Annotated in this window: 10 protein-coding genes and 2 rRNA genes; 8 read left to right on the plus strand and 4 right to left on the minus strand. The window is 71.5% G+C overall.

The annotated features are described in order from the left end of the window. Positions 1 to 101, plus strand: a 23S ribosomal RNA gene (locus E1284_RS33400); the annotation flags it as partial. A 155-nt stretch (positions 102 to 256) separates the two neighbouring features. Further along, positions 257 to 373 (plus strand): 5S ribosomal RNA (gene rrf, locus E1284_RS33405). Between the two features lie 46 nt (positions 374 to 419). Here the strand turns inward: rrf and E1284_RS33410 are convergent. From E1284_RS33410 to E1284_RS33420, 3 genes are all read right to left on the minus strand, one after another. Beyond that, positions 420 to 1,346 (minus strand): hypothetical protein, encoded by a 927-nt coding sequence (locus tag E1284_RS33410; RefSeq protein WP_131944159.1) that lies wholly within the window; start codon positions 1,344 to 1,346, stop codon positions 420 to 422. A 4-nt stretch (positions 1,347 to 1,350) separates the two neighbouring features. After that, positions 1,351 to 1,614: a hypothetical protein gene (locus tag E1284_RS33415; RefSeq protein WP_131944160.1), complete on the minus strand. Its 264-nt coding sequence runs from the start codon at positions 1,612 to 1,614 to the stop codon at positions 1,351 to 1,353. A gap of 134 nt (positions 1,615 to 1,748) precedes the next feature. Beyond that, positions 1,749 to 2,867 carry an RNA-guided endonuclease InsQ/TnpB family protein gene (locus E1284_RS33420; protein WP_131944161.1) on the minus strand — a complete coding sequence of 373 codons (1,119 nt, stop codon included), beginning with the start codon at positions 2,865 to 2,867 and terminating at the stop codon, positions 1,749 to 1,751. Positions 2,868 to 2,925: 58 nt separating this feature from the next. Between E1284_RS33420 and E1284_RS33425 the strand changes: the two genes are divergently transcribed. After that, positions 2,926 to 3,264, plus strand: coding sequence for a transposase (locus tag E1284_RS33425; protein WP_424923521.1), 339 nt, complete (start codon positions 2,926 to 2,928; stop codon positions 3,262 to 3,264). Between the two features lie 295 nt (positions 3,265 to 3,559). After that, positions 3,560 to 4,141 (plus strand): DinB family protein, encoded by a 582-nt coding sequence (locus tag E1284_RS33430; protein WP_207924095.1) that lies wholly within the window; start codon positions 3,560 to 3,562, stop codon positions 4,139 to 4,141. Positions 4,142 to 4,262: 121 nt separating this feature from the next. On the opposite strand, the gene E1284_RS33440 is transcribed toward E1284_RS33430, so the two are convergent. After that, positions 4,263 to 4,871: a TetR/AcrR family transcriptional regulator gene (locus tag E1284_RS33440; RefSeq protein ID WP_131944162.1), complete on the minus strand. Its 609-nt coding sequence runs from the start codon at positions 4,869 to 4,871 to the stop codon at positions 4,263 to 4,265. 101 nt (positions 4,872 to 4,972) lie between these two features. Here E1284_RS33440 and E1284_RS33445 point away from each other — a divergent pair, with 101 nt between their 5' ends. From E1284_RS33445 to E1284_RS33460, 4 genes are all read left to right on the plus strand, one after another. Further along, positions 4,973 to 6,685 (plus strand): acyclic terpene utilization AtuA family protein, encoded by a 1,713-nt coding sequence (locus tag E1284_RS33445; protein WP_131944163.1) that lies wholly within the window; start codon positions 4,973 to 4,975, stop codon positions 6,683 to 6,685. Continuing rightward, the gene (locus tag E1284_RS33450; RefSeq protein ID WP_207924096.1) at positions 6,682 to 8,274 is read left to right on the plus strand and encodes an acyl-CoA carboxylase subunit beta; all 1,593 of its coding nucleotides are present in this window, start codon (positions 6,682 to 6,684) and stop codon (positions 8,272 to 8,274) included. The genes E1284_RS33445 and E1284_RS33450 overlap by 4 nt, the downstream gene beginning before the upstream one ends. A gap of 5 nt (positions 8,275 to 8,279) precedes the next feature. Then, positions 8,280 to 10,229, plus strand: a complete 1,950-nt coding sequence (locus E1284_RS33455; RefSeq protein ID WP_131944164.1) for an ATP-binding protein — start codon at positions 8,280 to 8,282, stop codon at positions 10,227 to 10,229. A gap of 17 nt (positions 10,230 to 10,246) precedes the next feature. Further along, positions 10,247 to 10,691: acyl-CoA dehydrogenase family protein (locus E1284_RS33460; RefSeq protein ID WP_207924097.1), on the plus strand; the 445-nt coding region annotated here is incomplete at its 3' end.

The raw sequence follows: 10,691 nt of genomic DNA on the forward strand, positions 1-10,691 counted from the left end.
GGTGTAAGGCCCCCGGTAGACGACCGGGTTGATAGGCCGGAGATGGAAGCGCGGTAACGTGTGGAGTCGACCGGTACTAATAGGCCGAGTGGCTTGAACACACTGAACGTTCAAACCAAATCGCTGCTTGTGTGATGTTCGCGTCCCTGTGTGGTTCCCAGAAAACAACCTGGGCACCTGTGGTGCATAACTGGATACCGAGCCTGACGGCTTGGACGTTGATTTGCCTGCCCCTGTGGGGTGGTGCGTTGAGGCGTTCGGTGGTTTTGGCGAAGGGGAAACACCCGGTCCCATCCCGAACCCGGAAGTTAAGCCCTTCAGCGCCGATGGTACTGCATGGGAGACTGTGTGGGAGAGTAGGACGCCGCCGGACACATAGTGCAGAATGGCCCCGCCGACACGGCGGGGCCATTCTCGTGTCATCCCGAAGTCTCCAGTGCCTTGTTCGCAATGCTCAGACGGATGGCGTGAGTGGCGCGCTCGCGGTCGAGTTCGCTCTTGTGGCGAGCGATGAGCCGTCTCTGGTAGGCGTCCCCGACGCCCGCCCAGACGTCGATGAGATGTGCCTGGTGCTTGCACCGGACGTCGGTGACGGCGGTCGCGGTCTCCGTCGGGCTCACGCGATGGTCGGGCCCGTCAATGAAGCGCCGGTCGCGGTTGGCGTCCTTCGGCGTCGCATACGTATGTCCGGACCGCTTCATGCAGCTACTCCAGCGTCCGAAGGCGACCCGTACGCGGCGGTCTTTCGCCGACGTTTCGAGTGTGCTGAAGGCCAGAAGGTCCGCGAGTATCCCGGCCGGCGGGGCGCCCGTGCTCAGCGTCCGGCCGGCTTCGCCGACGCAGCCACCCTCCGGCAGGTTGCGGCCGCGGATCTTCGCGGGCCCGTCGCCCCAGGCGGCCTTTCTCGCCAGCGGGGGCAGATTCGGCCGAGGCGGTCGTCTGGTGATCTCCGGGGTGCTGTAGCCGAGCTTGCTCGCTCGTGCCTCGTCCGCGAGACCGTAGCGGCGGGCGTTCTGGGAGAACGGCGGAGCCGCCGGATCGCCGAAGTCGACCGCTATACGGAATCGTCGCAGGCATGGGCTCACGAGCGTCTTCTCGGCACGCTGCATGAGTCTTCGCTGAGCGGGGCTCGTCCGGTAGGCGTCGAGCAGGAGGACGAGTGAGTCGACGTCACGGACGTGTTTGACGCGGACGGGGAGTTCGTCCGGCTGCTGGGGTAAGCACCCCGCGACGACGAAGGGGACAAGCAGCGCGGCGGTCGCCCGTGCAAAGTTCGCCGTGGGCCTCTCTTGCCGTGGCTCCGGCGGGTCCGGGCGGCGCGGGGTTCCACGCCCGGAGCCTCTCATCGGGTCAGGCCGCGTCGAACGAACCGAGGTGGTCGTTGATACCGGGGCTCAGGTTCCCGTCGGTCTCGTCCTCGAGTTCCTGCGATTGGCCGGTGAAGTTGCCCTCGCTGTAGACAACCTCGTTCCAGACGGTGTTCAGGTTCCGCCAGGAGGTGGCCGTCTGCTGGACGTTGTGGCCGTTCGGGAAGCGCTGGCCGCCGAAGTTGACGCGCTCCCCGGCTTGAAGGCCGGGGATTTGGCCTGTGCCGCACCGCTCAGGCGCGGTCACTTCCGTGGCTTCCTGCTTCGCCGGGCTGAGCCCCCGATCAGAGCCGGAGGTCTTACCTGCCCTCCACAGGCGTTTATGGTCTCCGCCTCCCCCAGGCGCCTGGGGGTTTCCGTCCAGCGGCGACCAATCGAGCATCACCCGGGGGCGATGCGGCGCCCTTCGTCCAGGATGTTGCGGGCGGCGTTGACGTCCCGGTCATGGCCGGCCCCGCACTGCCCGCAGGCCCAGTGCCGGACGTGCAGGGCCTTGGGGCCGTCGCGGTGCCCGCAACGCGAACAGATCTGCGAGGACGCGAACGCCCGATCCACCCGCGCGAACACCCTGCCGTACCGCCGAGACTTGTACTCCAGCATGGCTACGAACATCGACCAGCCGGCGTCGTACACCGACTTGGCCAGCCGGGTGCGCGCCAGGCCCTTCACGCACAGCGTCTCCACATAGACCGCTTGGTTGTCGCGGACCAGTTCGGTGGAGAGCCGATGATGGAATTCGCGGCGCGCGTCACCGACCTTGGCATGCGCGCGGGCGACCCGCAGACGAGCCTTGCCGCGGTTGGCCGATCCCTTCTGCTTGCGCGACAGCGCCTGCTGGGCCTTGCGCAGCTTCTTCTCGGCGCGGCGCAGGAGCCGGGGAGAGCCGATCTTGCGGCCGTCCGACAGGACGGCAAAGTGCTCCAAGCCCAGGTCGATCCCGACCTCGGCCGTCGTGTCGGGCGGGTCGGGCACGCTATCGGTCTCCACGACGAACGACGCGAAGTACCGCCCAGCGGCGTCCTTGATCACCGTCACGGTGGATGGCGTGCACGGCAGCCGCCGCGACCACCGCACCTTCACGTCGCCGACCTTGGGCAGTGCGAGTCTTCCGCCCTGGGTGATCTTCCAGCGGGCGTTGGCGGTGAACCGGATCGCCTGCCGGGCGTCCTTGCGGGACTTGAACTTCGGCGGCCCCATCCGTGGGCGTTTGCCGGCCAGCCCGTCGAAGAACGCCCGGTAGGCGGTCTCCAGGTCCCGCAGCGACTGCTGCAGCACCACCGACGACACCTCACCCAGCCAGCAGCGCTCCGGCGTCTTCTTCGCCGCCGTCAGCGCCGCCGACAACTCCGCCGCCCGCACAAACGGCAAACCCGCCCGGCGCGCGCCCTCCCGCGCCCGAAGTGCGTCGTTGTAGACCACACGGGCGCAGCCGAACGCCCGCGCCAGGGCTTGGCACTGCCCGGCGGTGGGGTAGAGACGGAACGCATACCGCAACTGCATTCCGTAATATTATCAATACTTTGAGCTAGCGCCGAGTTCATGGACAGGCGGGCGCGGTGTGCATGCCGCACGGCCATGTGGTCTTCGTGACCAAGTTCCGGCTCTTCACCGAACTCCACTGGAGCTTCTGGAACAGATCATGCGGGCGGTGTGCGGCGACTTCGAGGGCGAACTCGCCGAATTCAACGGCGCGGGCGACCATGCGCACCCGCTGGTGAACTGTGCGGCCCAGGCGGCGCTGTCCAAAGCTGGTCAACAGCCTCAAAAGATCTCCTCTCGCCGGATGCACCTGGAGTTCCCCGAGTTGGCCCGCCACTGCTGGCGGGCGAACAGGCTGTGGTCGGCCTCCTACTTCTCCGGCTCGGTCGGCGGTTCGCCGATCAGCGTCCTGCGGTAGTACACCGAGCAGCAGGACCGCCCGGCCTGACACCGGCGGATGGATGCCGGATCGCCAAGGGAGCGATCCGTGTATCGCTTTCCTGCCCCTCGGGAGGGGCAGGCTTCACCCCGCCCTGAAGGGCAGAGCAATGCCAACCAAAGCCGGTAGCAGCGGCTCGAACCCTGCTGGCCGGGGTCCTCCCAGAAGCAGTTCGTCGCCTGAGCGGGCGGTGCGTTTCTGCCGGTGGCGGGGAGTGCGCGCCCCGTCCGGTGAGGGTGGGGAGAGCTCGCTACGTGTGTCTATGCTGGCCGGCATGGAGATCGACTGGACCGAACAGCTCGTCGGCCAGCTCGACTGGCACTGGCGGAACCTGCTGAGGCCGCGCCTGGACGGGCTCACCGACGACGAGTACTTCTGGGAGCCGGCGCCGGGCGCGTGGAGCGTCCGCCCGCGCGGTGAGGCGACGAGCCCGATGGCCGCCGGAGCGGGGGAGTACGTCATCGACTTCGCGTTCCCCGAGCCCGTGCCGGCCCCGGTGACCACGATCGCCTGGCGGCTCGGCCACATCATCGTCGGAGTGTTCGGCATGCGCGTCGCCGGCCATCTCGGCGGGCCGCCCGTCGACTACCAGAGCTTCCGGTACGCGGCCTCCGCCGATGAGGCGCTGGCCCGGCTCGACGCCGGTTACGCGGCGTGGACGGCCGGGGTCCGGAGCCTCGGCCCGGACGACCTGGCGCGTCCCAGCGGCCCCGCGGAGGCGCCCTACGAGGATCTGCCCCTCGCCGCGCTCGTCCTCCATATCAACCGGGAGGTCGTCCACCACGGAGCCGAGATCGCGCTGCTCCGCGACCTGTATCCGCATCGCGGCCCTGGGGGCCCGACACGACCGTCCTGAACGCCGATGGCTCATCGTCGTCCCATGCCGCCGCTGCCGCCCCGCCTCGTGGAGATCGTGGACGCGCTGGCGACCACGCCCGGGATACGCGTCCTGGAGATCGGGTGCGGGCCGGCGGGCGTCAGCGGCCGAGGGCCGTGTCGAGGGTGGCGGCCCACTGGTTCAGCAGGCGGGTGCGGCGGGCCGAGTCGTCGGTGAGCAGGTCGGCGAGGCCGAGGCCGCGGACCAGGTCGAGGGTCGCCTGGACGGTCTCCCGGACGCCGGGCACGCCCTCGTCCGCGCCGAGGGCCTCGACGGTGAGGCGGTGCGCCTCCCGGCCCACGCGGGCCTCGAGGGGGAGGACCTGCGCGCGGAGCTGCTCGTCGGAGCTGGCCGCGACCCACAGCTGCAGCGCGGCGCGGAACAGCGGGCTCGTGTACATCTCGCCGAGCAGGGTCACGACGTCCGAGGTGGACGGGCGGTGGTCGGCGAGGGCGTCCAGGCGTTCGCGCATCTGCGCCATCCGCACCTCGGAGCCGTAGTCGACCGCCGCCGTCACCAGCTCCTCGCGCGTCCGGAAGTGGTGCTGGGCGGCGCCCCGGGACACGCCCGCGCGCTCGGCGACCACGGCGACGGTCGTCCCCGCCCAGCCGACGGAGGCGAGGCAGTCGATGGCGGCCTCCAGGAGGCGCCGGCGGGTGGCGCGGCTGCGGTCCTGCTGCGGTTCGCGGGGGAGTGCCTGGGCGGTCATGGATTCCTTGGCTCGGCGGATGCTCCAGTCAACCAAACCGTCCCGGCAGAAAACAATCATGCACGATTGATTTTTTCTGGGCGGGCTGGCAGTGTTCAGCCATGAGCCAACCGCTGCGGGTCGGGAACGCCTCGGGCTTCTACGGCGACCGCTTCTCCGCGGTGCGGGAGATGCTGGAGGGCGGGGCGCTGGACGTCCTCACCGGCGACTACCTCGCCGAGCTGACCATGCTGATCCTCGGGCGCGGCAGGATGAAGGACCCGGACGCCGGGTACGCCGCGACGTTCCTGCGGCAGATGGAGGAGTCCCTCTGGCTCGCGGTGGAGCGCGGTACCGCGATCGTCGCCAATGCCGGCGGGCTCAACCCCCGGGGGCTCGCGGACCGGCTGCGCGAGCTGGCCGCACGGCTCGGGATCGAGGCGCGGATCGCCCACGTGGAGGGCGACGACCTGCTGGCGCGGGCGGGTGAACTCGGCCTCGCGGACTCCCGCCATGGAGCGCCGCTCACCGCCAACGCCTATCTGGGCGCCTGGGGGATCGCCGAGTGCCTGCGGGCCGGAGCCGACGTGGTGGTGACCGGGCGGGTCACCGACGCCTCCCTGGTGGTGGGGCCCGCCGCCGCGCACTTCGGGTGGGCGCGCGACGACTGGGACGCGCTGGCGGGCGCGACCGCGGCCGGGCACGTCCTGGAGTGCGGGGCGCAGGCCACGGGCGGCAACTACGCCTTCTTTGAAGAGATCTACAACGTAAAGGCGCCGGGTTTTCCGATCGCGGAGCTCCACCGCGACGGTTCCAGCGTCATCACCAAGCACGACGGGACGGGCGGAGCCGTCACCACCGAGACCATCACGGCCCAGCTGCTGTACGAGATCGGCGGGCCGTCCTATGCCGGGCCGGACGTCACGACGCGGTTCGACACGATCGAGCTGGCGCAGGACGGGCCCGACCGCGTGCGGATCAGCGGGGTGCGCGGAGCACCGCCGCCGCCGGCCACCAAGGTGTGCCTGAACCATCTCGGCGGGCACCGGAACGAGATGACGTTCGTCCTCACCGGGCTCGGCATCGAGGCCAAGGCGGAGTCGGTCAAGGCCCACATGGCGGCCGCGTTCGGCGACGCCCCGCCCGCCCGCGTGGAGTGGACGCTCATCGGTACCGCCGAGGAGGATCCGGCCACGCAGGGGGAGGCGACCGTGCTGCTGCGCTGCGCCGTCCTCGACCCTGACGCGGGCAAGGTCGGCCGTGCGTTCAGCAACGCTGCGGTGGAGCTGGCCCTCGCCGGCTATCCGGGCTTCACGATGACGTCGCCGCCCGGAAAAGGCAGCCCGTACGGGGTCTACACGCCGGCGTACGTCCCGAACGAGGTGATCGACCACGTCGCCGTCATGCCCGATGGCGCACGCGTGTCCATCTCACCTGCGCCCGCCACGGCCCCGACACCGGCCGCTCCGGAACCTCGGCTCGAAGCGGTCGCCGACGTCGGGGCGACCGTCCGGGCTCCGCTGGGGCGGGTGGCCGGGGCCCGGAGCGGAGACAAGGGCGGGGACGCCAACATCGGCGTCTGGGCCCGGACGGACGCCCAATGGCGCTGGCTCGAACCCTTCCTCACCGTGGAGAGGCTCGGAGAGCTGCTGCCCGAGACCCGGGAGCACACCGTCCACCGGTACGTCCTGCCCAACCTCCGCGCGGTCAACTTCGTCGTCGAAGGGCTGCTGCAGGAGGGCGTTTCCGCCTCGACGCGGTTCGACCCGCAGGGCAAGGCCCTCGGGGAGTGGCTGCGGTCCCGCCTCGTCGACATCCCGGAGGGAGTCCTTTGACCCTCAAGAGCACGCTGGACACGCGGAGCCCCGAATACCGGGAGCGCCGCGCGGCCATGCTGGAGAAGCTGGCGGCGCTGGACGCCGAGCACGCCAAGGCGCTGGAGGGCGGCGGTGAGAAGTACGTCGCCCGGCACCGCAAGCGCGGGAAGCTGCTGGCGCGCGAGCGCATCGAGCTGCTCCTCGACCCCGATTCGCCGTTCCTGGAGCTGAGCCCCCTGGCCGCGTGGGGCAGCGACTTCCCCGTCGGCGCGAGCGTCGTCACGGGCATCGGGGTCGTCGAGGGCGTCGAGTGCATGATCGTGGCGAACGACCCGACGGTGCGGGGCGGGTCCAGCAACCCGTGGACGGTGAAGAAGAGCTTCCGGGCGTCCGACATCGCCCTGGAGAACCGGCTCCCGGTCATCAACCTGGTCGAGTCGGGCGGCGCGGACCTGCCGACCCAGAAGGAGATCTTCATCCCGGGCGGGCGGATGTTCCGCGACCTCACCCGGCTGTCGGCGGCGGGCATCCCGACGATCGCGCTGGTCTTCGGCAACTCCACGGCCGGCGGCGCGTACATCCCGGGCATGTGCGACCACGTCGTCATGGTCAAGGAGCGCGCGAAGGTGTTCCTCGGCGGGCCGCCGCTTGTGAAGATGGCGACGGGGGAGGAGGCCGACGACGAGGAGCTCGGCGGCGCGGAGATGCACGCGCGCACCTCCGGCCTCGCCGACTACATGGCCGCGGACGAGGCGGACGCGCTCCGGCTCGGCCGCCAGATCGTCAAGAACCTCAACCACCGCAAGCTCGGGCCCCGGCCCGGCCCGGTCGAGGAGCCGCGCTACGACGCGGAGGAACTGGCCGGGATCGTCCCCGAGGACCTGAAGATCCCGTTCGACCCGCGCGAGGTCATCGCCAGGGTCGCGGACGGCTCGCGGTTCGACGAGTTCAAGCCGCTCTACGGGACGAGCCTCGTCACCGGCTGGACGCGCGTCCACGGCTACCCGATCGGGGTCCTCGCCAACGCGCAGGGCGTCCTGTTCGGGGACGAGGCGCAGAAGGCGGCGCAGTTCATCCAGCTCGCCAACCAGAGCGACACCCCGCTGCTGTTCCTGCACAACACCACCGGCTACATGGTCGGCAGGGAGTACGAGCAGGCCGGGATCATCAAGCACGGCGCCCTGATGATCAACGCGGTGGCGAACAGCAGGGTCCCGCACATCACGATCGTGATGGGCGCCTCCTACGGGGCGGGGAACTACGGGATGTGCGGCCGGGCCTACGATCCCCGGTTCCTGTTCACCTGGCCGTCCGCGAAGTCGGCGGTGATGGGGCCGCAGCAGCTCGCCGGCGTGCTGTCGATCGTCGCGCGGCAGGCGGCGCAGGCGCGCGGGCAGGCCTACGACGAGGACCAGGACCGCGCCATGCGGGAGATGGTCGAGGCCCAGATCGAGGCCGAGTCGCTGCCGTTCTTCCTGTCGGGGCGGCTCTACGACGACGGCGTGATCGACCCCCGCGACACCCGCACCGTCCTCGGCCTGTGCCTGTCCGCCGTCCACAACGCGCCCGTGCGCGGAGCCGACGGCTTCGGCGTCTTCCGGATGTGAGGCCAATGATCAACAGAGTGCTGGTCGCCAACCGCGGCGAGATCGCCCGCCGCGTCCTGCGGGCCTGCCGGGACCTCGGCATCGGGACCGTCGCCGTCTTCTCCGACCCCGACGCGGGCGCGCCGCACGTCCGGGAGGCCGACACCGCCGGGCGGCTGCCCGGCGCCGCCCCCGCCGAGACGTACCTGTCGGCGGAGCGGCTCCTCGCGGTCGCCGAGAGCGCCGGGGCGGACGCCGTCCACCCCGGCTACGGGTTCCTGTCGGAGAACGCCGGCTTCGCGCGGGCCGTCGCCGACGCGGGCCTCACCTGGATCGGCCCGCCGCCGGACGCGATCGCCGCGATGGGCTCCAAGATCGAGGCCAAGAAGCTGATGGCCGCCGCGGGCGTCCCCGTGCTGCCCGAACTGGACCCGGAGCGGGTGACGGCCGCAGACTTCCCGCTGCTGGTCAAGGCGTCCGCGGGCGGCGGCGGGCGCGGCATGCGCATCGTCCGGACGCCGGAGGAGCTGGCGGATGCCCTCGCGGGCGCGCGCCGCGAGGCCGAGTCGGCGTTCGGCGACCCGGCCGTGTTCTGCGAGCCGCTGCTGGAGAACGCCCGGCACATCGAGGTGCAGGTCCTCGCCGACGCGCACGGCACCGTGTGGACGCTCGGCGAGCGCGAATGCTCGATCCAGCGCCGGCACCAGAAGATCGTCGAGGAGGCGCCGTCGCCGGCGGTGCCGCCCGGGCTGCGCGCCGAGCTGTGCGAGGCGGCCGCGAACGCCGCCCGCGCCATCGGCTACACCGGCGCCGGGACGGTCGAGTTCATGCTCGCGCGGGACGGCCGCTTCTTCTTTCTGGAGGTCAACACCCGCCTGCAGGTCGAGCACCCGGTCACCGAATGCGTGTACGGGGTGGACCTCGTCCGGCTGCAGATCGAGGTCGCCGAGGGCGCCCGCCTGGCCGAGGCTCCGCCCGAGCCGCGCGGCCACGCCATCGAGGTCCGCCTGTACGCCGAGGACCCCGCGCGCGACTGGCGGCCCGCCGGCGGCACCCTGCACACGTTCGAGGTGCCGGGCGTGGACGCCGAGTTCGCCGTCCCCGCGGCGCACGGGCTGCGGCTCGACAGCGGCGTGGAGAGCGGTACCGAGGTCGGCGTCCACTACGACCCGATGCTCGCCAAGGTGATCGCGTGGGCACCGACCCGGGCCGCCGCCGCCCGCAGGCTGGCCGCCGGGCTGCGCGGCGCCCGCGTCCACGGCCTCACCACCAACCGCGACCTGCTCGTCCGGATCCTGGAGGAACCGGGCTTCCTGGCCGGCGACACCGACACCGGCTACCTCGACCGCGTCGGTCTCGCCGACCTGGCCGCGCCCCTGGCGGACGAAGCGGCCGTGAAGGTGTCCGCGCTGGCCGCCGCGCTCGCCCGGGCAGCCGCGAACCGGGCCTCGGCGGGCGTGCTGGGCGGGCTGCCGTCCGGATGGCGCAACGTCCGGTCCCAGCCGCAGCGCCGGACGTTCGAGGGCCCCTACGGGACCGTCGACGTCGACTACGACCTGCGCCGGGACGGCCTGGCCTCCGAGTTGTGCCCCGGAACGTCCCTGGTCGGCGCCGCGCCCGACCGGGTCGTCCTCGACGTCGGCGGCCTCCGCGAGACCTTCGCGGTGACCGAGGCCGGGGACGAGGTCCACGTCGACTCCCGCCTCGGCCCGGTCGCGCTGCGCGCCGTCCCGCGCTTCGCCGACCCGAGCGGCCAGATCGCCCCCGGCTCGCTCCTCGCCCCCATGCCCGGGACGGTCGTCCGCGTCGAGACCGAAGCGGGCGCCGGCGTCGCCGAGGGGCAGACCCTCGTCGTCCTGGAGGCCATGAAGATGGAGCACCGCATCGCCGCCCCCTCCGCCGGGACGGTCGCGGAACTGAACGTCGCCGCCGGGCAGCAGGTCGAGTCCGGCGCCGTCCTCGCCGTCATCGAGTAAAGGAACGAGCCCCCCGAATGAGCTTCGTCGAGAGCGAGGAGCGGCGGGCGCTGCGCGCGGCCGTCGCCGAACTGGGCGCCGAGTACGGTGCGTCCTACTACGTGGAGAAGGCCAAGTCCGGGCAGAAGACCGACGAGCTGTGGGCCGAGGCCGGTCGGCTCGGCTACCTGGGCGTCAACGTGCCGGAGGAGTACGGCGGCGGAGGCGGCGGCATCGGCGACCTCGCGGCCGTGTGCGAGGAGCTGGCCGCCGCGGGCTGCCCGCTGCTGCTGATGGTCGTCTCCCCGGCGATCTGCGCGACGATCATCGCCCGGTCCGGCACCGAGGACCAGAAGAAGCACTGGCTGCCGCGCTTCGCCGACGGCTCGGTGAAGATGGCGTTCGCGATCACCGAGCCGGACGCCGGATCCAACTCGCACCGCATCACCACGACCGCGCGGCGGGACGTGAAGGGGGCAGGGG

This window comes from Actinomadura bangladeshensis (assembly GCF_004348335.1).
Taxonomy (GTDB): Bacteria; Actinomycetota; Actinomycetes; order Streptosporangiales; family Streptosporangiaceae; genus Spirillospora; species Spirillospora bangladeshensis.